A 284-nucleotide genomic window follows, 5' to 3' on the forward strand; every position below is an offset into this window, starting at 1 on the left:
CGGTCGGAGTTGACGTCCCACAGGTGTTCGGTGCTGCCGTAGACGTAACTCTCCGGGGCCCGGTAAAGGTTGTCCAGGCCGTCGTCGCGCCAGACCACGTTGCTGCCATAGCCGAGAAAGTTGTGATGATCGTCGGGATAGTCGTAGCGGGTTTCGATCGCCGGCGAGCCGAACCCAGGGTCATTGCGGTGGCTGGCGACCCGGGCCAGGGTGCGGCCCTCCACGCCGGGAAAATAATGCGGTACCTGCGCATAGGAAATGCTTTCGACGCCGCCGACCGGGGT

Annotated in this window: 1 protein-coding gene; it reads right to left on the reverse strand. The window is 64.1% G+C overall.

Going from position 1 to position 284, the window contains the following annotated elements:
* The coding region (locus tag NQL71_RS29785) for a hypothetical protein (RefSeq protein WP_274643802.1) at positions 1-284 on the reverse strand (284 nt) is incomplete at both ends.

Source organism: Pseudomonas serbica, assembly GCF_028823535.1.
GTDB classification, from domain to species: domain Bacteria; phylum Pseudomonadota; class Gammaproteobacteria; order Pseudomonadales; family Pseudomonadaceae; genus Aquipseudomonas; species Aquipseudomonas serbica.